The following is a 21,482-nucleotide window of genomic DNA, read 5'->3' as shown; positions in this document are numbered from 1 at the left end:
CCGCAAGAAATCATTTTATATCAGACCATCCATTTTCATTTATGCGTATGTCTGCTATAAATAGGTTTTTGCAGATCAGGCAACACATATTTATTCAAATTTATGGAGGTATTTACAATGGCAGTAATGAACAAAACACTGATCATCCACCACATTAACGACATCGACAACATTCCGGCCATGGAGCGCTGGTTTGTACACCACCATTGCCCGGAAGTAATGGCACAGGAACCATGGCTAACACGCTACGTTATGTACCGTGTAATGCCACCGGCAAAAGGCATGGAAACCATGGGATTTTTCAACTACCGTGTGCATGAAAATCTCGGACTGGACGTAGAGGGCAGAAGAAGCCTGCGCGGACTTCTCGGTATGACACCGGAACCGGTTGAAAATGCCATGACCGTTGCAATCGCAAACATCCCGGCTGAACCGACAGAGGATTTCTTCGGCCAGACCATGAATCATGCAGGCAAGACATTTATCCGTTTTGTATACATGATGTCTTATCCGAAGGGTGTTTCCCGCGAAGAAGGCGAAGACTGGTTCTTAAATCATTTTGCACCGGAAGCATGCAAACTGCCGGGACTGCTTCGTTTCTTCTCACACAAAGCATATGACAAACAGTATTCTCCGATTCCGCTGCCGGAAGGTGATGGTACTCCGGAATTCGTAGATGTAAGTGAAGACAACATTTTCTTCCATCGCTGGGATCGTGTATGCGAACTCTGGTTTGAGAACAACTCCGCATGGACAAATGCGTTTATCAACAATCCGCCGGCATGGACTGTTCCATCATGGGCAACACGCGATACCTTCCCATTCGTAGAACCGATGAAAGACTTCGTGTGCACAAGCCTGTTAGAGCGTCCGGATCAGAATATGCTGAAACACTATGATGGCTGCATCTTTTAATTTCGGGTAATTGTGTAGTTTTTTATTAATTAATGTAATTCATCTCATCATAACCATATTTTTCCCGGTGTTTCTTTTTGAAATACCGGGATTTTTATGCTCATCTGAAAAAACAGCTTTTTTCACAACGCAAAAAATATTAAGATTATTTTAAATCGTCATTTTTCTTCCATTCAAGGGTAGTCCTCTCAAACAAAACTTGCTAATATATAATTGTTCGGGTTCCTCATATATTTCCGAACCTTCCCTTAATTTTTATCTATATGTAAATATCAGCTTTTAACAAGGAGACTAATTCTATGAAAAACAAACAGATTGCAGCAGTATTATTCTCTGCAGGACTTGCTATTGCCGGTATGACAGCTCCAGCGTCAGCCGCACCGGCAGATAATTCCATTGCCGTTGAAGCAGAATTGTCTGAACAAAACGAGAACTCACAGGAAAACAATGCCACTGTGCAGACTTCTGAAAAATCAGATGAAACACAAGGCGAAACATCCAGCGATGGCGAAACACCAGGTGATGGTGAGACACCAGGTAATGGCAAAACACCTGATAATAGTGAAACACCTGCCGAACAGAAAAATGGATTTTTCTATGATGAGACCACTCAGACATGGTCACTCTATCAAAACGATGTCCTTCAGTCTGATTTTACCGGATTCTATGAGGGCACGATCAACACTATCACCGCATGGTACTACGTAGAAAACGGTTCCGTTGATCTGGAACGTTCCGGATTTATCCAAGCGAAACGGAACGATGATACAACCGAAAACTGGTGTTATGTGAAAAACGGACAGCTCCAGACCGATTACACAGATGTTGTAAAAGTCGGAAATGAATGGTGGTATGTCAAAAATGGTGTTGTCCCAGCTTCCGGCACAACTGTTGCACAGAATGAAAACGGTTGGTGGTACATCAAAAATGGTAAAGTTGATTTTAACTACAACGGTTTTGCACAAAACGAAGATGGCTGGTGGTATATTCGTGACGGTAAAGTTGATTCTGACAGAAACGATGTGATAAAAGGTGCCGTCAACGGTCAGTATGCATGGTGGCATATACGCAACGGCAAAGTAACCTTCGATAATACAGTTGCCAAAAACCAGAACGGCTGGTGGCGTATTGAAAACGGTAAAGTTAACTTCAATTGTAACTCCGTTGAGAAAAACGAAAACGGCTGGTGGTATATCTGTGGCGGTAAAGTTGATTTTAACTACACCGGTATCGCCAAAAATGTAAATGGTTGGTGGCGCATTGTCGGCGGTAAAGTCGATTTTGGCTGCAACTCCGTAGAAAAGAATGAAAATGGATGGTGGTACATCCGTGGCGGTAAAGTTGATTTTAACTATACCGGTATTGCCAAAAACAGAAATGGTTGGTGGCGCATTGTCGGCGGTAAAGTCGATTTCAACTGCAACTCCGTAGAGAAAAATGAAAATGGATGGTGGGTACTTCGTGGCGGCAAAGTTGATTTCAGCTACAACGATGTCGCTCAAAACAGAAACGGCTGGTGGGTGATCAACGGCGGTAAAGTAAACTTTGGTTTCAACGGCACCTACAAAGTTGGCGTCCGTGACTACTATGTTTCTGGTGGAAAAGTAAATGGCTGCAACTACTATATGCCGCAAAACAGCATCAGCCTTCCAAGTGGCGGATACAATCTTTCTACCGCAAATATCGGTTTGAAAGTTATCAAAGTCAATCAGGAAGTCTGCGGAAACAGCAGTGAGCGTTACACATCTGCCACAGAAAGGGCAGTCCGCAATTTCCAGTCCAGACACAAATTATCCGTAACCGGTTATGTGGATCTGACTACCTGGAAAGCAATGGGCTATTCCGAATATGACTGGTACAACCTTGGAACTTACCGCACTCCGATGAAAGTAACATATACCAGCAACCGTCAGGATCGTATCAATGCCATGATCCAGACTGCTATTGATTATAAAAATGCCGGTACTGGCTATAAAGTTGGCTGCTCTGGAACTCCGGGATCTTACGTTGACTGCTCCGGTCTGATTTATCAGTGCCTGTATGCTGCCGGTATTAATCCATCTTCCAATATCGTAGACCATGCACTGGCAATTCATGAATATACCTCTATCAATCTGGCTGCAGATAACAGACTGGGAAGATCTGTTGATACCAATTCTCTCCAGCGTGGAGATCTGGTTTTCTATGGAAGAAATGGTAAAAGCAGTGTCTGCCACGTTGCAATCTATGCCGGAAATGGAATGATCTATGATTCCTGGCCGGGACGCGGTGTTACTTACCGTTCCGTAAATATCGGTGGATATCATGTCGTAAGAGCAAGACGTGTATTCTAACATATTCAAGTCGAACGCACGTGAGACTTGGTGCGTGATTTTGGTCAGCGCAAGCTGACATCTTCTTTTCAGAATCACTGCACATCCTCGCGGAGCATTTATCTCAGTCGGAGATTGAACTCCCACTGAGAAATACTTGTTACTACTCACCACTTGCAGAAGTGGGAGTCTCAACTCAGACTGAGATAAATCAACCCCTGTTTCATTTTGTGAGACAGGGGCTTTTAATTTACAAAGATGCGTAGAAATATGCCATACTTTGCACGAAGCATATCTCACACCGGGAACATCGGTTTTTCTTGAATTATTTTCTCATATCCAGATACCGATACCAGTATCCGAACTCTCCCGTTTTCTGCCGTGTCACCTGTTTTGTCCGAAATTCTGGAAATCCGAAAATTCCTGCCAACAACTGTTCCTGATTGGAAAACACGCCCGGAATCCCCAGAAACCACTGTCTTGCTTCCCCTTCCATATATCCAAACAAAAGCATCTGATAATTATAATATCCATGCAGCAAAAAACGGTTGTTTGCCAGATAATGATACTGCTTCGGAAGCACTTTAAAGTCCTGTAACTGAAGCTTTACACCATACACTCCGTCATCCTCATCAAACGGGCAGAACAATGTGTGCGTCGCTGTAAAACGCTCCCATTGGTTTTCCCATGCTGAAAGCAGTTTTCCCATTCCCACAGTAACAGAAATGTTTTTTTCCGAAACCGTCGCGGTCTGCTGAGTTGCCTGTAGTTCTTTCGGCTCTACCGATGTTGCATTTGGCATATCCTCTCTCTCATTTTTGATTCGATCTTCCTTTGACTCCTCATTTTTATTTTCTGAAGAATTCATCTCGTTCTCTGCCTTTGGTTTGCCTTCTGTTAAAACTGATACACTCTCTGCCTTTTGTTTATCTCCTGTTAAAATTGTCGCCTTCTCTGCTTTTTGTTTATTTTCTGTAAAACTCACAATATTCTCTACCTCTTCTAACGTATTTCCTTCAGAAGTCTTTGAATCCTCTGTCTTAGCTTCCCATGGTCTGAAATTTTTCCACCTCGTCTCCTGATCATCCCACTGACTAGCAACAAAGGTATCTTCCCCTGTTACAATATAAATTCCACGGATCTGACTGATCGCATATTCCGTACCATTCACATGATCCGCACTGCATCCAAACACCTTCCCCGCCATATGATCGTGTACTGCCATGGAACCCAGAAACAATCCTTTGGGAAAATCAATATTATCATTCAGAAGATAGACTTCCGTTTTATCCGCTGTAATTCCTTTCAGCTGTATCTGAATCCTGCACTCCTGCTGCCGCACTTCGACCTTGGCAAATCCACAGTTTTCCATCTTTTTACCATTTTCATATCGAAACATATACGTTACAAATCTCTGATATCCGGGCACAGTTCTACTCCCTGTACGTCTTTATATAACGTATGAATAAATTTTCTAAAAATTCCTCATAATTTTGTTGACAAATCAGACGCTGCATGCTATATTAATTTCAACAACAATAATCATTATCATTTTTGAAAGGAAAATAAATGTTAAAGCACAGCAAACAACGAGATGCAATCGAACAATTTCTGGCTACCAGATATGATCATCCCACCGCAGAGACTGTTTACATGAATCTCCGGGAAGAATATCCAAAGCTTAGCCTGGCAACTGTTTACCGCAATCTATCGCTGCTTGCCGAACTGGGAAACATTCAGAAAATTCCCACCGGAAACGGACCTGACCGCTTCGACGGCAGACCGGAACCTCACAACCATTTTCTTTGTGATGAATGTGGCAGCATGATAGATTTACAAATGAACAGTATTGATCATGTGGATGAGATCGCCGCCCAGACATTCGACGGTGTGATCAAGGGACATTCCATTTTATTCTACGGCATTTGCCTGGAATGTTTGAAAAAAGAAAAGGAACAAAAACAAAAACAGAACAAACCAGTTGGAGACAGCTGATTTAATAAAAATGATATTAAAACTAATTTCAAGAGAAAGGAAATGAATTATTATGAAAAAATTTGTATGTACAGTATGTGGTTATGTTTACGAAGGCGAGAAAGCTCCGGAAGTCTGTCCAATCTGTAAAGCTCCGGCAGAGAAATTCAAAGAGCAGACCGGCGAGAAAGTATGGGCTGCTGAGCATGTAGTAGGTGTTGCACAGGGCGTCAGCGAGGACATCCTTGCAGACTTAAGAGCAAACTTCGAAGGCGAGTGCTCTGAGGTTGGTATGTATCTGGCTATGGCAAGAGTTGCTCACAGAGAAGGTTATCCGGAAATCGGTTTATACTGGGAGAAAGCTGCTTACGAAGAAGCTGAGCATGCTGCAAAATTCGCAGAGTTACTTGGCGAAGTTGTTACAGACAGCACTAAGAAAAACCTTGAGATGCGTGTAGATGCTGAGCATGGCGCTACAGAAGGAAAATTTGACCTTGCAAAACGTGCAAAAGCTGCAAACCTTGACGCAATCCATGATACCGTTCATGAGATGGCTCGCGACGAGGCAAGACACGGAAAAGCATTCGAAGGATTACTCAAGAGATACTTTGGCTAAGCTACAAGCCATGCAATAAAAAAGGAGATATCACATCGGGGGAGCTTGCTCACCAAGATGTGGTATCTTCTTTTTTATTATACGGCGCCAGCCGTCCATGAGGAAGTAGCGTCAGCGAATTCCGAATGGCGCATGGCTTGTATACGTATATTAGCGGCAAGGGAATTTATTCACTCTCCAGCCTGATTCCTTTTTTAGATGTTAAAATATTTTAAAGCGGCGGTCAACTCTCATTTTTATTTCTTCACCGCCGTTTTAATTTTGGGCAAGACCATTGAAATTAAAGTTTACTTTTCCACCCCAAAATCACATTCATTACATATACTATTTTCTACTACTCACCAAAACTCTCTTTTAAAAAAGACCAAACGGTATTTCTACCATTCAGTCTTTTTTTCCGAATAAAAATTTTTCCTATGATTGCACACTTTTTAGTTGAATTCCATCTCTACTTCCACATCATTCCCCACAGAAGTCACCTTCGCATAACTTCCACAGATCAGCGGCATCGCCGGTGGAATATGTCCGATATCCAGATCCATAATGATCGGCACGTTATATTTTCCAAGAATTCCTGTCACAGCCTCATACTGATCCAAACCTAAGAATTCCTCTCCATTACAATATGGGCGGCCAATCAAAAAGCCTTTAACATGTCCGAACCATCCTGCCTGTTCCATTTGCCACAGTGCACGGCGGATTCCCATAACATTCAGATCACAGGCTTCAATAAACCAGATGATTCCGTCCTCTTTGTAACGCTCTGTAAATTCCTGTACTTTATCGTACTTCGTACCAAGGAGCAATGTCAATACATCCAGGCAGCCGCCAACCAGACGACCTTCCATTTTGATGTCTGTATCCGGCACTTTTTTACGGATACATGGCTCTGTCACATTATAAGGTACTAATGGATTTTCTTCATCCTTTAATCCTTCTTTTTCATATAGATCATAGCCTTTGATGGTCAACTTTTCTCCTGTCAATACATCAAATGCATCCTGAATCGCCGGATGCCATGGCTCCATACCAAAAGCTGCCGCGCACGGTCCGTAAATAGATGCCACATCACAAAGTGTGGTCAACAGAAACGTCATATTTGTATTGTCGGAATAACCAAGATACCATTTCGGTTTTGCCTCTTTGATTTTTTCAAAGTCTACATATGGCAGATCTTCACACATCAGTTCTCCACCACCGCAGGAAATCAGAACGTCACTGGTATCATTGCAGTAATATTCCATCAGCTCCTGCCCGCATTTTTCCGGTGTATTACTGATACCGATACCGCATCCTTCATAGCAATTTGGTCCCAGTTCTGTGCGGTAACCCATTTTTTCAAACTTATCCAATGCATGTCCAAAAGCTGTTTTGTACGGTTCAATGTTGCAGCCAAAGGATGGTGCCACAAAGCCGATACAGCCATTCTTTTTTAAAAATTCCGGATATCTCATAAGATTCTTCTCCTGTTTAAACTTCATTTATTTTACTAAGATTTTTATCTAATTGTAATTCTGTCTAATAACCAAATTTTTACCAGATAAAATCATTATAACCGATAATAAAAAATGCCGCCAGTCTAAAAGACCAACGACATTTTCTTATGTTATTTCACTGGGCTGAATGTTTCTATTTCTGAACGAACCTTCCAAAAATATCACATTCATAAAATACATGCTTTACTCCAGCTCAAACGCACCCGTATACAGCTGATAATATTTTCCTTTTTCTTCAATCAGCTTATCGTGACTGCCTCGCTCAATGATATGTCCCTGCTCAAGAACCATGATAACATCAGAGTTCTGTACCGTAGACAGTCTATGTGCAATAACAAATACAGTACGGCCTTTCATCAGAGCATCCATGCCACGCTGTACGATGGCTTCTGTTCTTGTATCGATGGAAGAAGTTGCCTCATCCAGAATCATAACAGGCGGATCTGCAACTGCCGCACGGGCAATAGAGATCAGCTGTCTCTGTCCCTGTGACAGACCGCTTCCGTCACCGGAAAGGACAGTGTCATAGCCATTTGGCAGCATACGGATAAATCCGTCTGCATTTGCCAGTTTTGCTGCTGCGATACACTCTTCATCTGTTGCATCCAGTTTACCATAACGGATGTTCTCCATTACCGTTCCGGTAAACAGGTTGACATCCTGAAGAACCACGCCAAGAGAACGACGCAGGTCTGCTTTCTTGATACGTCCGATATCCAGTCCGTCATAAGTGATCGTACCTTTCTGAATATCATAGAAACGGTTGATCAGGTTTGTAATAGTGGTTTTACCTGCTCCGGTTGCACCCACGAAAGCAACTTTCTGTCCCGGTTCCGCATACAGTGTAATATCATGTAAAACCGTTTTCTCCGGAACATAGCCGAAATCTACATCGTGGAATTCCACATGTCCAAGCATCTCTACCAGCTCTGTGCTGCCGTCTGCCTGTGGCACTTTCCATGCCCAGTGACCGGTACGCTGTGTACACTCTGTCAGAACATCACCGTTTTTCTCTGCACGAACCAGAGTGATGTTTCCATCATCTTCTTCCACATCTTCATCCAGAAGTTCAAAGATACGCTCTGCACCGGCAATCGCCATAACAACGAAGTTTAACTGCTGGGAAACCTGACTGATCGGGTTTACAAAACTTCTTGATAACTGCAGGAAAGATGCGATAGCACCAAGTGTCAGTACGCTGACGCCTGTCAGACTGATATTTGTCACGCCGCTGATACCAAGCGCACCACCAACGATAGCTACAACAACGTAAAGGATAAATCCAATGTTGTTCAGGATCGGCATCAGAATATTTGCATAAGAGTTCGCTTTTGTTGCATTCGCACACAGCTCACCGTTTTTCACATCAAATCCTGCTTTTGCCTGCTCCTCATGGCAGAATACTTTAACAACTTTCTGTCCGTTGATCATTTCCTCTACATAACCGTTGACATCACCCAGAGAAACCTGCTGCTTGATAAAGTATTTTCCGCTTCGTCCTGCCACAGAACCGATGACTTTCAGAATGATAAATACGAAAGCGATAACGATCAGTGTCAGCCAGAAACTGATACTCAACATGGAGATAAATACAACCACGATGGTCATTACAGAGTTCAGTAACTGTGGAATACTCTGAGAGATCATCTGACGCAGGGTATCGGTATCATTGGTATAGTGACTCATGATATCACCATGAGAGTGTGTATCAAAATATCGGATCGGCAGTTTCTGCATGTGTGAGAACATCTCATCACGGATTTTTTTCAAAATGCCCTGTCCGATGACAACCATAAAACGGTTGTACAGATAAGACGCAATAACACCGGCAAACAGAATGATCGCTACTTTGATCAGATAATGAAGCAACCCTGAAAAATCTGCCTGAGACTGTGTCAGCAGCGGGGTAATATAATTATCGATCAGTCCCTGAATAAACAACGCTGAATATGCAACAGTTCCGGAAGAAATCGCGATGCAGATAATTACAAAAATAAAACGGACCTTATATGCACCCAGATAACCAAGTAAACGTTTTACGGTTCCTTTTGTATCTTTCGCTGCAGACATATGTTTTTTATTGTCTTTACTGCTCATCGTCATCTCCTCCTTTCACCTGTGATTCATATACTTCACGATAAATATCGCTGCTCTTTAATAATTCATCATGTGTGCCGTAAGCACTGATTTTTCCATCATCCATAACAATGATATGATCTGCATCCTGAACAGAAGAAATACGCTGTGCAATGATGATCTTGGTGGTATCCGGAATCTCCTCCAGAAAAGCCTTACGGATCAGTGCATCTGTCTTGGTATCTACCGCACTGGTAGAGTCATCCAGGATCAGAATCTTCGGTTTCTTCAGTAATGCACGGGCGATACACAGACGCTGTTTCTGTCCACCGGAAACGTTATTTCCCCCCTGCTCGATATAAGTATCATATTTATGCGGGAAAGTCTGGACAAAATCATCTGCCTGAGCCAGTTCACATGCATGGATCAGTTCTTCATCTGTCGCTTTCTCATTACCCCAGCGCAGGTTCTCCTTAATAGTACCGGAGAATAACACGTTTTTCTGAAGTACCATCGCTACAGAATCACGCAGCGTCTCAAGGTCATAATCACGAACATCCACGCCACCGACTTTGACATCACCACCGGTAACGTCATACAGTCGCGGGATCAACTGAACCAGACTGGATTTTGCAGAGCCGGTTCCACCGATGATACCGATGGTCTCACCGGAATTAATTTTCAGATTAATGTTATCCAATACCGGTTTGTCTGCTTTCTTCGCATAGTAAAATTCTACATTTTCAAATTCGATAGAACCGTCAGCAACCTCGGTTACTGGATTCTCTTTGTTCTGAATATCGCTTTCCTCTGTTAAAATCTCAACGATACGCTCTGCAGAAGATCGCGCAATGATGATCATAACGAATACCATGGAGATCATCATCAGACACATCAGGATCTGTAACGCATAAGTGAACAGACTCATCAGCTCACCGGTTGTCAGACCACCGGCTACGCCTTTTACGTTACCGCTGACAATGATCGCTTTTGCTCCGATCCATGCAACTGCCAGCAGACAGATATTGATTGCTGTCATCATGGACGGCATGTTAAATGCAAGCATTTTTTCTGCTTTTGCAAAGTCTTTGTAGATTTTCTGAGAAATTTTTCCGAATTTCTCATCCTCATGCTCCTCACGGATAAAAGATTTTACAACTCTTACACCATGAAGGTTTTCCTGAACAACCTCATTTAAGCGGTCATAAGTACGGAATACACGCTCAAAATACGGATGAACGTGCTGTGCTAACCAGATCAGTACAAATCCAAGTACCGGAACGGTAGCTAAGAAGATCAGTGAAATTTTCACATTGATCGTAAAGGACATAACCAACGCAAAAACCAGCATGATCGGCGCACGGAATGCAATACGGATGATCATCTGATATGCGTTCTGTACATTTGTTACGTCTGTGGTCAGACGTGTTACAATACTTGCCGTTGAGAACTTATCAATATTGGAAAAAGAGAAGTTCTGAATCCGGTAGTACATATCCTTTCTTAAATTTTGGGACAGACCGCAGGATGCGATCGATGCCTGATGTCCCGCCAGCGTACCAAACGCCAGTGAAATCATTGCCAGTACAAGAAGTAAGATACCATATTTCCAGATGACCGACATGCTGCCGGCTTCAATTCCTTTGTCGATCAAACTCGCCATAACAAATGGGATCAGTACTTCCATGATAACTTCTACGGTTACAAAAATCGGAGTAAGAATACTCGCCTTTTTATATTCCCGCAACGATTCCATTAACTTTTTTACAAGTTTCACGATTTGCTTTCCTCCTGTTTTTTAATTATTTATATCCAACAATTTTTCCTGATCACGATGCCTCTTATTTCATCGTGCTGTTGCCTCTTTCATATTTTTCTGCATGCGGTGCATGTAGTCAAAAAACTGTTTCATCTCCTGCTCAGTAAAACCTTTTGACAGGATCTTTTCCACCTCGGTGAAATCCTCCACCATGAGTTTATTCACTTCTCTTGCCCGATCGGTTAAAACCAGCTTTTTCAGACGCGCATCCCACGGCACGCTCTGCCGCTCGATCAGTCCTTTTTCCACCATCAGGTTTACCACCTTGGAAGCCGTTGACCGGGTGATCTCGAAACAGCTTTCCAGATCTTTCTGAAATACATCCTCGTTATTATCTGTCTTATCTGAAATATATCCAATAATCCATGCATTTGCGCCTGTCACACTGTCTATTTTCTTCTTGTTCGGTGCATTCTCGATCCACCGATGGATCTGGTGCGACAGGATCCTTACATCGTTGCCGATGTGATCTTTTTGCATATCACGCCTCCTTCCCAAAACATTGTTTATTATAAGGCAAAAAATGTTTGCTGTCAAACAGTTTGACAGCAAACATTTCTATCTTTTTTGAAAATTTTTGTTCAATTTGCTATATTTTATTTTCCTGCTACAAGCCGCTTTGCTTTTTCCAGATCCTCCCTGTGCACACGGATAGAATATTGATACAGTTCCTTTGTATCTACATCAGTCGTCACTCCATGTCCATAGAAACGTCGTACTCCTGTGCTCTCATCCGTGCCTGTTGTATGTGTTTTATACCGAATCTTATAATCAGAACGTATATCACAGATACGATTGTACTCTGTCACATCTGTCCCCTCATAAATTGTTTCCCCGTTAAATACTGTGATCATACATTTCTCCTTCTCCCTGATAGAAGAAAACCCCCGCTTATTGCTTCACGCAATTAGAACAGGGATTTTCTTAATTGGATTAAAAAATAATATCCGATTTGTTTTTCAGTAAAACAATTCCTGAAATCATGACCAGCAGTCCAATAATCATGGCACACACGCCGGCGATAATCCCCAGTATTCCGGAGTGTTTCATTTTAAAATAAATTTTCTCCATCTCTTTGTCTCTCCTCATAAAATCACAAATCTGTTATGCTTATTATTTTACCATTATTCTGTCCTTATTCCCATAGTTTTTTCTAACCGAAACATAAATTTTTCATAAAAACAATTTTCCATCACACTTCTCATTTGACCTGCATTACTTCCTGTATTGTATGATTCAGGAATCGCTGTACGAAAAAAAGCGACTGACCCGTACCTGACGAATCAATCGCATTTTTTTATTTTTTAAATGGATTTTGGATCCCGCTATGTTTAAAGAAAGACTATCTCTGAGAACGTCCGATCTCAAGACCTTTCTCGAAAGCTTCTTTGTTCAGCGGAAGTAATTTTGCTTTTTTAGCAAGTTTATGCTCGATTGTTCCCCATACAACTTCCGGAGATACAACCTCTGTATAACCAACGTATACACCAAGCATGATTACGTTTAATACTTTTGCATTTCCCATTTCCAGAGCCATCTCTGTAACCGGAGCTTTTACCACTTTGATATCAGTTCTGTCGATATCCTCTTCCGGTACGATAGAGCTGTTGATGAAAAGTGTACCACCCTGTTTCAGAGTCGGGAGGAATTTCTGCAGGGACGGACCGTTCATAACGATCAGATCGTCCATAACATCACCCAGAGGTGCACCTACCATCTCGTCGGAGATTACAACGAAACAGTTCGCTGTACCACCACGCTGCTCAGCGCCGTAGGACGGGAAGAAAGTAACGTTTTTATCTGTAGAATCACAGGTTGCAGATGCAAGGAATTTACCAAGAGTCATGACACCCTGTCCGCCGAATCCGGCAACACATAAATTTGTTTCCATATTGTCTTCCTCCTATTTATCTCTGATTACGCCCAGCGGATATTCCGGAAGCATTTTCTGCTCGATGAAATCCAATGCGTCTAACGGCTCAAGTCCCCAGTTTGTCGGGCAGCTTGTTACGATCTCTACCATAGAGAAACCTTTTCCGTCGATCTGATTCTGGAACGCTTTTTTGATTGCATTTTTGGTTTTGATAACATTCTGCGGAGTATTGCAGCTTGTTCTTACCAGATAAGCCGGAGCTGTAAGTTTGTCTAAAATCTCACACATATGCATCGGGTAACCATGCTCTTCCGGGATACGTCCTTTCGGAGCTGTGGAAGCTTTCATACCAACCAGAGTAGTAGGAGCCATCTGTCCACCTGTCATACCGTAAATACCATTGTTGATGAAGATAACAGTGATGTTCTCACCACGGTTTGCTGCAGAAACAGACTCTGCAAGACCGATGGAAGCGAAGTCACCATCACCCTGATATGTGAAGTACAGGCTGTCCGGATTGCTTCTCTTCATACCTGTTGCTACTGCACAGGCACGACCATGCGGTGCTGTAATTGTATCATATGCGATATAATCCATGTGAAGACCGCAGCATCCGATACCGGTAACCATAACTGCTTTCTCTACCAGGTTCATCTCTTCCAGAGCTTCACCGATTAATTTTACAACCGTGCTGTGCATACAGCCCGGGCAGAATCCGGATACTTTATCTTCCTGAATTGTTTTTGTTCTTGAATAAACTAATTCCATGTTCCGTATCCTCCTTATTATCCTAAAATCTTTTTAACAGCCTCGATCACTGCCTCACGGCTCATGATGTTACCACCGGAGCACAGGCATGTCTCGATAGCGCAACGACCTTTAACACCCATCTCTACGTCCTCGATGAACTGTGCCGGGATAGACATCTCTACATCAAGAACTGCTTTACAGATATCGTAGTTGATCTTGTCATAAGAAGCATATGGGAACGGGCTAACTGTAATAGGACGGATCAGACCGATCTTGTATCCTTCTTTACGAAGCATATCTACAACAGATTTGCAGATACGGGCGGAGATACCATAAGCGGTAAGAACAAGCTCAGCATCCTCTACCTGATACTCTTCTACCATTACATCTTTTTCCCAGCTGTCATACATTTCAGAAGCTCTCTCGTTCCACTCCTGCATTTTCTTTGTATCCCACTGACCTGGCTGGATCCATGAACGGTTTGCATAGTCAAGCTCATGACCGATACAAGCCCATTTCTTTTTGCCTTCTTTGATTGCAGCAATCTCTTCCTCTGTCTTCATCTCAGGAAGTTCAACCGGCTCCATCATAGTACCGATTACACCGTCTGCAAGAAGAAGAACCGGGTTCATGTCACGATCTGCATAATCAAATGCTGCATATGTAAGGTCAACTGCCTCCTGTACAGTAGACGGAGCCAGAACCATCATACGGAAACCACCGTTACCGGAAGCTTTTGTAGCCTGGAAATAATCCTGCTGTGCCGGCTGGATAGCACCTACACCTGGGCCTCCTCTGGAGATGTTTGCGTACACAATTGGAACACGTGCTGCTGCACAATAGGAAATTCCCTCGCTCTTTAATGCGATTCCCGGGCTGGAAGAAGATGTCATAGATCTTGTTCCTGCTGCTGCTGCTCCGTATACCATGTTTACAGATGCAACCTCAGACTCACCCTGTACAAAGTTACCGCCTACTTCCGGAAGTCTTCTTGCAAAATACTCCGGAATCTCGTTCTGCGGTGTGATAGGATATCCGGCGAAAAATCTACAGCCGGCTCTTACTGCTGCTTCAGCGATAGCCTCACAGCCTTTCATTAATACTCTTGCCATAATCTTTCTACCTCCTTATTTGTAGATCTCTATCGCACCATCCGGACAGATACGTCCGCACATACAACAGGCGATACAAGCATCCATGTTTGTCGGTACTACATACTCGTAACCTTTAGAGTTTACATCATGTCCGATTTCCAGTACGTTCTTTGGACAGAATTTGATGCAGTAACCACAGCTTTTACAGCGTTCTGATTTAACCACGATTTTTGCCATCGATTAAATCCTCCTCTCAAGATAATAAATACTTGTTAAAAAAATTATTTTTTAAACACCAATATTCAGCGGTGTTTGAAAGCTTTTTTTCGGAATTCTCAGCCCCGACCCGGAACCGGCTGACCGTTTGGAAGGTCATTCTGCAACCACGGATAAGTCAAATACAGTTCCACCGGAAATACCGGCACGTCTGAAGAATCTTTTACTTCCTCATACAGATCTTCTCTGACACATGCAAAATCCACTGCAATATACGGGGTCACCATCTCAGACATCTTTCGACTGCCCTCGATAAATTCTTTTGCCGTTGTAGTAATTCCATTGTTCGGATTGTTTACCATGTGAAGTTTGCCAAGCTGAATATGGGAAACACCAAGAATCTGTCCCAGTGTACCATCGATATGATCAATATCATTTGACCACGGACGATACGCATTCAGTACATAATATACAATGGTATTGTCTTTGTTCAGCTTCGGTGCATAACCGCCAATGGCACGCGCTCCGATGTGATCTCCACCGACATCCATAACCACGTAACAGTCTTCATCCTTTAACAGACGATTGACACCGCCGACAACGGTCGGCGCATCCATGAACTGTTTTTCATGGTGACAGATAATTCCCATTTCTTCCATCTGTACTTCTACATCTCTGGAGCGAAACAGCGGTTTCGTCATATCCATGTCAAAGAAATGTACCGGCTTATCCTGAAGCTGCACCAGCCACTTTGCGAAATTAATGGAAATCTCGCTTTTTCCGCTTCCGGCTTCGCCGACAAATACAAAATTAATGTTGTCTCCAATGAGCTTTTTTAATTTCTCCTGCATCTTTGCAGCTTCCTCCGTTCCATTTCCTGATCGGAAATTTTCTCACTGGAGACATTCTACTACAATTTTTGCGGTTAGTCACGACTTTTTTGCAAAAAATATGAAATATTATGCATCTTGCACGATTTTAGATTTTGTAAAAATGCATTTGCGTCCCATTCTGTTATGTAATCTGCACAGTTCAAGTCGAACGCACGTGAGACTTGGTGCGTGATTCTGGTCAGCGCAAGCTGACATCTTCTTTTCAGAATCACTGCACTCTACACTCCGTTCCGGTCGGCGCAAAACCATTGTCTCCCAGACAATGTGCGCCCTCGCGGAGCATTTATCTCAGTCGGAGATTGAACTCCCACTGAGAAATACTTGTTACTACTCACCACTTGCAGAAGTGGGAGTCTCAACTCAGACTGAGATGAATGATGGTTTTGCCAATAAAAAAATTGCCCACAGATATCAACATTTTCAAACCTGATATCTGTGGGAGATTTTTCTCATCTGTATAACTTTATTTTTCGATCTCTTATTCAACATTCAAGAATGCCTCGGCATTCTCGTTGCGAAGTGCGCGTCATGCAATTGCATGACGTACTTCAACTGCGTACCTCTGCAAGTCTACACTCCGTTTCGGTCGGCGCAAAACCATTGTCCACCGGACAATGTGCGCCTGCCGGAGGCTATATCATATGATGTCCTTCATTCTATCGAAAAAATGATTACCTCTGCAATCGTAACCACTGCTATAATCACCATGAGCCAGACAGCAAAACCTAATAGATGCCAGCCTGTTTTTTTATTCTTCAGCAATGGTAAGACATCCTGTATGTTTCCGACATCAACCCATAGCAGCATAAAGGTGCCACAAATGATAATAATCCCAATCCATAGTACGGATGGCACTCCTACTATCCGGAAAACAATTTCTGCATTCACCCAAATCCCAAGCACGTATAAAAAACCTAGCAGAACTGCTTCTAACACCATTTGATCTGACCGCGATACCAGATTCTGAATCTTGCCCCTCAGTCCCCCGCCATAATCTTCATCTTCATAATACCATTCATCCTCTATATCCAAATCATCTTTCTCATTCAATTCCGGCGTTTTATCTGTAATCCTCCGCACACAGGTATCCTGATCGAAATCCACAAAACAAAAGCCGTTATTCTTGTTTTTGAACAATTCAAAAACCGCATTCGCTGTCTCATCATTCTCAAACATGAAATATCGATACTGTCCACGATCGTTTTTTTCTGCTCTGACAATACATACATCATCTCCTGATTCCATTTCCATCCGTTCTTCACTTTCTTCATCTTCCGGAATCAGAATCAGGTATCGATTTTGATCGTATTCTACCCAATCCAGAATAGCACAACGTACCTCAATACTATACGTGCCATCTTCTTTTTCCAATTTCAGTGCAGAACATACCGGTCTCCAGTCATCTTCGAGCAAGTCATCCTCTGATTTTTCTATATCTGCAAGATTATTTATGAGCTCCTCCAGATGAAATTCTTCTCTCATCCATTTCAGAATTTCATCTTCTTTTTCATAACACTGCTCAATCCCTTTTGCTTCCAATAATTTCCGGATAAATGCTTTCTCAGAGTCATAGCCGGATTTGTAGACTGCCTGCAGACGCCCCATCCGCATTCGCATTGCCCCTGGCAGTTGCGTTTCCTCTAAATATACCAGTGTCTGAGATTTGCCCAGATCCCTCGCATATTTAATTTCATCCTTACAATTCAATGAATTTATGTAATTTGCGGAAATCATTGCCAGAAAAAATTCACATTTTTCAATATGTTCTGCTATATTTTCATCCCATTCTGTTCCCGGATCAATACCCTCATCGTACCATACACGATATCGCTTTCCCTGCAACAGTCGTATGATCTTAATCACTTCCGGCCGATCTATATGTGAATAACTGATAAAAATATACGGTTGATCTCCCTCATACGGATCTTCTAAAATACCTGCTTTCCGCATCTTTCCTAACTCTCCCTGATAATAATAAATTCAAGTCGAACGCACGTGAGACTTGGTGCGTGCTTCTGGTCAGCGCAAACTGACATCTTCTTTTCAGAATCACTGCACTCTACACTCCGTTCCGGTCGGCGCAAAACCATTGTCTCCCAGACAATGTGCGCCCTCGCGGAGCATTTATCTCAGTCGGAGATTGAACTCCCACTGAGAAATACTTGTTACTACTCACCACTTACAGAAGTGGGAGTCTCATCTCAGACTGAGATGAAGTTTTACCGCAACCGTCTTCACATAATGGTTACGGTAAACTTAGCTGAACTTGTATTGTTTTCCCCATCTTCTTTCTGTTTAAAAAACAGATCTACATTGTGGATAAAATTTGTAACCTGAAAATTTAATGTCATTATTTTACCATACCCGCCAGTAGTTGTCACGATGTACGGCTTCGTCTGCTCCATTACACGCATCCGGTCTCTGGTTCATCTTTCATTTCGTATGACCATACACATAGCGCAACCTCAGCAGCCGCAGATAACAATCCTGCAATTTTTTCCTGAGTTCCTCAGAATTTTCGATTTCCTGTTCGCCAAACATCCACCTGTCATATTTCTCATTCATCAGTGCAAGTTTTGGCAAAATCTCACTGTTCTTCTTTGCCAGCTTCAGGAAGTACCGGCCCAGTTCCTCATACTCCTGAAAGGCTTCTGTCAGTTCCAGACAAATTTGAAACAAATGAAAAGACGGTTTTTCCCGTTCAAACGTTCGCCTCTGCTGAATTAAGAAATCATACCCTTTCTTTTTTCCTGTTTTTTCCAGAACCATTGCTTTCAGAGCGACTGCCTTCACCCGGTATAACGACGCTTCTTTTTCCTTCGAATACTGTTCAAGAATTTTGAAAAGCTGCTCCAGCACCCTTAATGTTTCTTCTTCCCGTCCGGTAAATCTGGTTTCCAGCACATCTGCCATCTTCAATAGCAGTGTCCATTTTTTCAGATAAGAATAATTACCCGGGCCAATCAAATGATATGCCAGTTCATACATTGTCAGTGCAAATTTCGCATTATTCTCAGACAGATAATAGTCACCGATTGTTTCCTGAAACATATAAGCACTTCCCTGAGACAGGAAATTGATCGATATATGTTTACTCAATAACCGGCCCACTTCCTTGCTGACACTATCGAAGGGATATTCATAAAACCATTCCCTGTACAGTCGCATCACATAATCCCTGTCATCTCCGTTATAAGTAACCGGGCAGTCAGGTACTTTAAAATGATGATCTCCAAGCTCCATATGTGCCGTAAAAAGTCTGACAGACATTTCTTCCATATCAAATATAACTTCCGCCAGAAGATTATCCTGCTCAATCTCATAAGTATCTTCAAAATCCCGCTGCGAAATCACATAGATATTATTCTTGTCTGTAACATTGATATATCCGCCGGCATCCACCCTCATACATTCCTCGCCCCACTGGCGCAGAGTAATTGCCTCCGGAAGTCGTAAAAATGTCTGACTGACACCAACTGGTACATAGTATCCCGGATGTTCCTGATCCTGCCGGTATTTTTGCCAGAAAACGGTATCTGTAATGATCCATTCATTCTTATTTCCATGCTCATCAACAAGAACACTTCCGTCTTTTCCGATCTTGGTTGCGATCCAGTCGTTTTCACCGGTTTCGGCATCCTGTCCTACTTCGGCTTCTTTTTCCATAATGAGATCACCATCGGCAGCGACACTCCAGGAAATCACTTTTTCGCCAGGTGTTCCCTTCCTTGCCATAATACGCGTCCATTTTTTCGCAATAATCAGGTTGGCACCTTCCTTTGCCAGCTTTTGCACATAAGCTGAAATATTCTCAATTTTTTTATAATGCACCTGTTTTTTCTCTGTCTGTTCCATCCTGCTTCTCCTGTTCTGAAAAAGTTCTTTTTTCCTTTTTCTGATTATAATATGTTATGCTCCCTGTGTCATTTCAAACATGTATGTTTGTTTATACTTATTAAATCATTTCGGATGATTTTCAGCATTGACAAAAAAATTTGATTCTGAAACCTGAATATTCATTATTTGAAACCACAGTTTTATCTGTTCATTTTCAAGTCGAACGCACGTGAGACTTGGTGCGTGATTCTGGTCAGCGCAAGCTGACATCTTCTTTTCAGAATCACTGCACTCTACACTCCGTTCCGGTCGGCGCAAAACCATTGTCTCCCAGACAATGTGCGCCCTCGCGAAGCATTTATCTCAGTCGGAGATTGAACTCCCACTGAGAAATACTTGTTACTACTCACCACTTGCAGAAGTGGGAGTCTCAACTCAGACTGAGATGAAACAATGAACATACATAAATCATTCAAAAACAAAGAAAACTTTTGCAGACGTTAAGAATTTTTTAAGATTTCAGTGGTATACTAAATTTATTAAAATTCAGGTCGAACGCACATGAGACTTGGCGCGTAACTCCGGTCAGCGTAAGCTGACATATTCTTTTTAGAAAAAGACACTACTCCGAAAGGGACGAATTTACCATGAAGAAAAAACTGATTTCTCTGCTGCTGTGCCTTGTACTGTTCGCGGCATTATTTGGCGGAGCACTTTACTATAGTATAAACGCAAACGAAAAAGCGGTCTGGTATTTTTCCAGTGACTGCGAAGGCAAATTGAACAGTCTGTCGCACGTTCCCCAAAGTGCCCTTGCCAGCTATGACTCTCTGATGATCGTCGCGCATCCGGATGATGAAACAATCTGGGGCGGTTCTCATCTGTTGAACGGAAACTATGTAGTTGTGTGCATCACCAATGGCAATAACAAAACCCGCCGCCGGGAATTTGAATCTGTCATCAGACAAACCGACTCCATCGGCATTATGCTGACCTATCCGGACAAAACACTTGGGAAACGCGATAACTGGAACAGCTGCAAAACGGAAATTGAAAAAGACATTGCTTCGATTCTGAAAATGAATGACTGGAAAACCATCGTAACCCACAATCCGGAGGGAGAATATGGGCACATTCACCATCAGATGACCAGCGAACTGACCACAACTGCTGTCTCTGACCAGGAACAGCTTGACCGGCTTTACTATTTTGGGAAATATGTGAAAGCGAAAAATATGGATTCCGACAAATATAAAAAATACCTGACCAATGCCATCTCCGGTCAGGAATTAGACCGTAAAATGGCATTGACCAGGTTATATGGTTCTCAGGAAAAAGTTATGGAGCATCTTGGTCACATGCTGCCTTACGAAAACTGGATTCCAGCATCTCAATCAACTTCTCAACATTAACCGGTTTGGACAAATGTCCATTCATACCGCTTGCCAGAGAACGTTTTACATCTTCATCAAATGCATTTGCACTCATAGCTATGATCGAAATCTGTCGGCAATCCTCGCGGAGCATTTATCTCAGTCGGAGATTGTACTCCCACTGAGAAAGACTTGTTATTACTCACCACTTGCAGAAGTGGGAGTCTTCTCGACTGAG

General features: G+C 42.6%; 21 protein-coding genes. 5 read left to right on the top strand and 16 right to left on the bottom strand.

Going from position 1 to position 21,482, the window contains the following annotated elements; translation table 11 throughout:
- Positions 1–117: 117 nt before the first annotated feature.
- Both DXB15_RS00735 and DXB15_RS00730 read left to right on the top strand, forming a co-directional pair.
- A complete protein-coding gene (locus DXB15_RS00735; RefSeq protein ID WP_022036366.1) occupies positions 118–915 on the top strand; it encodes a hypothetical protein in 798 nt (265 codons plus the stop codon).
- 299 nt (positions 916–1,214) lie between these two features.
- Positions 1,215–3,248: an NlpC/P60 family protein gene (locus DXB15_RS00730; protein ID WP_118701734.1), complete on the top strand. Its 2,034-nt coding sequence runs from the start codon at positions 1,215–1,217 to the stop codon at positions 3,246–3,248.
- A gap of 304 nt (positions 3,249–3,552) precedes the next feature.
- Here the strand turns inward: DXB15_RS00730 and DXB15_RS00725 are convergent, their stop codons facing one another.
- The gene (locus tag DXB15_RS00725) at positions 3,553–4,626 is read right to left on the bottom strand and encodes a DUF6128 domain-containing protein (protein ID WP_147404749.1); all 1,074 of its coding nucleotides are present in this window, start codon (positions 4,624–4,626) and stop codon (positions 3,553–3,555) included.
- A gap of 170 nt (positions 4,627–4,796) precedes the next feature.
- On the opposite strand from DXB15_RS00725, the gene DXB15_RS00720 reads away from it, so the two are divergent.
- On the top strand, positions 4,797–5,222 hold the full coding sequence (locus DXB15_RS00720) for a Fur family transcriptional regulator (protein ID WP_118701732.1): 426 nt from the start codon (positions 4,797–4,799) through the stop codon (positions 5,220–5,222).
- Positions 5,223–5,274: 52 nt separating this feature from the next.
- The gene (locus tag DXB15_RS00715; protein ID WP_021738063.1) at positions 5,275–5,817 is read left to right on the top strand and encodes an NADH peroxidase; all 543 of its coding nucleotides are present in this window, start codon (positions 5,275–5,277) and stop codon (positions 5,815–5,817) included.
- A 431-nt stretch (positions 5,818–6,248) separates the two neighbouring features.
- Here the strand turns inward: DXB15_RS00715 and DXB15_RS00710 are convergent, their stop codons facing one another.
- The 14 genes from DXB15_RS00710 to DXB15_RS00650 form a co-directional block, all read right to left on the bottom strand.
- Positions 6,249–7,271 (bottom strand): S66 family peptidase, encoded by a 1,023-nt coding sequence (locus tag DXB15_RS00710; protein ID WP_118701731.1) that lies wholly within the window; start codon positions 7,269–7,271, stop codon positions 6,249–6,251.
- 225 nt (positions 7,272–7,496) lie between these two features.
- On the bottom strand, positions 7,497–9,410 hold the full coding sequence (locus DXB15_RS00705) for an ABC transporter ATP-binding protein (RefSeq protein WP_330427435.1): 1,914 nt from the start codon (positions 9,408–9,410) through the stop codon (positions 7,497–7,499).
- A complete protein-coding gene (locus DXB15_RS00700; RefSeq protein ID WP_118701885.1) occupies positions 9,400–11,145 on the bottom strand; it encodes an ABC transporter ATP-binding protein in 1,746 nt (581 codons plus the stop codon). The genes DXB15_RS00705 and DXB15_RS00700 overlap by 11 nt, the downstream gene beginning before the upstream one ends.
- A gap of 90 nt (positions 11,146–11,235) precedes the next feature.
- Positions 11,236–11,688: a MarR family winged helix-turn-helix transcriptional regulator gene (locus tag DXB15_RS00695; RefSeq protein WP_109215777.1), complete on the bottom strand. Its 453-nt coding sequence runs from the start codon at positions 11,686–11,688 to the stop codon at positions 11,236–11,238.
- Between the two features lie 116 nt (positions 11,689–11,804).
- A complete protein-coding gene (locus tag DXB15_RS00690) occupies positions 11,805–12,062 on the bottom strand; it encodes a hypothetical protein (RefSeq protein WP_118701729.1) in 258 nt (85 codons plus the stop codon).
- A 79-nt stretch (positions 12,063–12,141) separates the two neighbouring features.
- On the bottom strand, positions 12,142–12,279 hold the full coding sequence (locus tag DXB15_RS16860) for a hypothetical protein (RefSeq protein ID WP_158582158.1): 138 nt from the start codon (positions 12,277–12,279) through the stop codon (positions 12,142–12,144).
- A gap of 271 nt (positions 12,280–12,550) precedes the next feature.
- Positions 12,551–13,099: a 2-oxoacid:acceptor oxidoreductase family protein gene (locus tag DXB15_RS00685; RefSeq protein ID WP_109215775.1), complete on the bottom strand. Its 549-nt coding sequence runs from the start codon at positions 13,097–13,099 to the stop codon at positions 12,551–12,553.
- A 12-nt stretch (positions 13,100–13,111) separates the two neighbouring features.
- Positions 13,112–13,849 (bottom strand): thiamine pyrophosphate-dependent enzyme, encoded by a 738-nt coding sequence (locus DXB15_RS00680; RefSeq protein ID WP_109215774.1) that lies wholly within the window; start codon positions 13,847–13,849, stop codon positions 13,112–13,114.
- Positions 13,850–13,866: 17 nt separating this feature from the next.
- Positions 13,867–14,943 (bottom strand): 3-methyl-2-oxobutanoate dehydrogenase subunit VorB, encoded by a 1,077-nt coding sequence (gene vorB / locus DXB15_RS00675; protein WP_109215773.1) that lies wholly within the window; start codon positions 14,941–14,943, stop codon positions 13,867–13,869.
- Between the two features lie 15 nt (positions 14,944–14,958).
- A complete protein-coding gene (locus DXB15_RS00670) occupies positions 14,959–15,162 on the bottom strand; it encodes a 4Fe-4S dicluster domain-containing protein (RefSeq protein WP_109215772.1) in 204 nt (67 codons plus the stop codon).
- A gap of 98 nt (positions 15,163–15,260) precedes the next feature.
- Complete coding sequence (locus DXB15_RS00665) at positions 15,261–15,992, bottom strand: nucleotide-binding protein (protein ID WP_109215771.1); 732 nt, start codon at positions 15,990–15,992, stop codon at positions 15,261–15,263.
- 693 nt (positions 15,993–16,685) lie between these two features.
- Positions 16,686–17,984 carry a TIR domain-containing protein gene (locus DXB15_RS00660; protein WP_118701728.1) on the bottom strand — a complete coding sequence of 433 codons (1,299 nt, stop codon included), beginning with the start codon at positions 17,982–17,984 and terminating at the stop codon, positions 16,686–16,688.
- Positions 17,985–18,268: 284 nt separating this feature from the next.
- A complete protein-coding gene (locus DXB15_RS16855; protein WP_158582157.1) occupies positions 18,269–18,439 on the bottom strand; it encodes a hypothetical protein in 171 nt (56 codons plus the stop codon).
- Between the two features lie 28 nt (positions 18,440–18,467).
- Positions 18,468–19,889 carry a hypothetical protein gene (locus DXB15_RS00650; protein ID WP_118701726.1) on the bottom strand — a complete coding sequence of 474 codons (1,422 nt, stop codon included), beginning with the start codon at positions 19,887–19,889 and terminating at the stop codon, positions 18,468–18,470.
- A 629-nt stretch (positions 19,890–20,518) separates the two neighbouring features.
- Between DXB15_RS00650 and DXB15_RS00640 the strand changes: the two genes are divergently transcribed.
- Positions 20,519–21,283: a PIG-L family deacetylase gene (locus DXB15_RS00640; RefSeq protein ID WP_118701724.1), complete on the top strand. Its 765-nt coding sequence runs from the start codon at positions 20,519–20,521 to the stop codon at positions 21,281–21,283.
- On the opposite strand, the gene DXB15_RS17640 is transcribed toward DXB15_RS00640, so the two are convergent.
- The gene (locus tag DXB15_RS17640; protein WP_118701723.1) at positions 21,210–21,398 is read right to left on the bottom strand and encodes a response regulator; all 189 of its coding nucleotides are present in this window, start codon (positions 21,396–21,398) and stop codon (positions 21,210–21,212) included. The two genes, DXB15_RS00640 and DXB15_RS17640, sit on opposite strands and share 74 nt — an antisense overlap.
- Positions 21,399–21,482 lie beyond the last annotated feature (84 nt).

It is taken from the genome of Roseburia sp. OM02-15 (genome assembly GCF_003481835.1).
GTDB classification, from domain to species: domain Bacteria; phylum Bacillota; class Clostridia; order Lachnospirales; family Lachnospiraceae; genus Eubacterium_I; species Eubacterium_I ramulus_A.
The sequence above is the reverse complement of the archived record's forward strand: the minus strand, read 5'-3'. Positions and strand labels throughout refer to the sequence as shown.

What these genes read in the sequence shown, in the direction of transcription:
- DXB15_RS00735 (WP_022036366.1), top strand. Translation starts at nt 118, where the DNA reads ATGGCAGTAATGAACAAAACACTGATCATCCACCACATTAACGACATC.
- DXB15_RS00730 (WP_118701734.1), top strand. Translation starts at nt 1,215, where the DNA reads ATGAAAAACAAACAGATTGCAGCAGTATTATTCTCTGCAGGACTTGCT.
- DXB15_RS00725 (WP_147404749.1), bottom strand. Translation starts at nt 4,626, where the DNA reads ATGTTTCGATATGAAAATGGTAAAAAGATGGAAAACTGTGGATTTGCC.
- DXB15_RS00720 (WP_118701732.1), top strand. Translation starts at nt 4,797, where the DNA reads ATGTTAAAGCACAGCAAACAACGAGATGCAATCGAACAATTTCTGGCT.
- DXB15_RS00715 (WP_021738063.1), top strand. Translation starts at nt 5,275, where the DNA reads ATGAAAAAATTTGTATGTACAGTATGTGGTTATGTTTACGAAGGCGAG.
- DXB15_RS00710 (WP_118701731.1), bottom strand. Translation starts at nt 7,271, where the DNA reads ATGAGATATCCGGAATTTTTAAAAAAGAATGGCTGTATCGGCTTTGTG.
- DXB15_RS00705 (WP_330427435.1), bottom strand. Translation starts at nt 9,410, where the DNA reads ATGAGCAGTAAAGACAATAAAAAACATATGTCTGCAGCGAAAGATACA.
- DXB15_RS00700 (WP_118701885.1), bottom strand. Translation starts at nt 11,145, where the DNA reads ATGGAATCGTTGCGGGAATATAAAAAGGCGAGTATTCTTACTCCGATT.
- DXB15_RS00695 (WP_109215777.1), bottom strand. Translation starts at nt 11,688, where the DNA reads ATGCAAAAAGATCACATCGGCAACGATGTAAGGATCCTGTCGCACCAG.
- DXB15_RS00690 (WP_118701729.1), bottom strand. Translation starts at nt 12,062, where the DNA reads ATGATCACAGTATTTAACGGGGAAACAATTTATGAGGGGACAGATGTG.
- DXB15_RS16860 (WP_158582158.1), bottom strand. Translation starts at nt 12,279, where the DNA reads ATGGAGAAAATTTATTTTAAAATGAAACACTCCGGAATACTGGGGATT.
- DXB15_RS00685 (WP_109215775.1), bottom strand. Translation starts at nt 13,099, where the DNA reads ATGGAAACAAATTTATGTGTTGCCGGATTCGGCGGACAGGGTGTCATG.
- DXB15_RS00680 (WP_109215774.1), bottom strand. Translation starts at nt 13,849, where the DNA reads ATGGAATTAGTTTATTCAAGAACAAAAACAATTCAGGAAGATAAAGTA.
- vorB (WP_109215773.1), bottom strand. Translation starts at nt 14,943, where the DNA reads ATGGCAAGAGTATTAATGAAAGGCTGTGAGGCTATCGCTGAAGCAGCA.
- DXB15_RS00670 (WP_109215772.1), bottom strand. Translation starts at nt 15,162, where the DNA reads ATGGCAAAAATCGTGGTTAAATCAGAACGCTGTAAAAGCTGTGGTTAC.
- DXB15_RS00665 (WP_109215771.1), bottom strand. Translation starts at nt 15,992, where the DNA reads ATGCAGGAGAAATTAAAAAAGCTCATTGGAGACAACATTAATTTTGTA.
- DXB15_RS00660 (WP_118701728.1), bottom strand. Translation starts at nt 17,984, where the DNA reads ATGCGGAAAGCAGGTATTTTAGAAGATCCGTATGAGGGAGATCAACCG.
- DXB15_RS16855 (WP_158582157.1), bottom strand. Translation starts at nt 18,439, where the DNA reads ATGGAGCAGACGAAGCCGTACATCGTGACAACTACTGGCGGGTATGGT.
- DXB15_RS00650 (WP_118701726.1), bottom strand. Translation starts at nt 19,889, where the DNA reads ATGGAACAGACAGAGAAAAAACAGGTGCATTATAAAAAAATTGAGAAT.
- DXB15_RS00640 (WP_118701724.1), top strand. Translation starts at nt 20,519, where the DNA reads ATGAAGAAAAAACTGATTTCTCTGCTGCTGTGCCTTGTACTGTTCGCG.
- DXB15_RS17640 (WP_118701723.1), bottom strand. Translation starts at nt 21,398, where the DNA reads ATGCTCCGCGAGGATTGCCGACAGATTTCGATCATAGCTATGAGTGCA.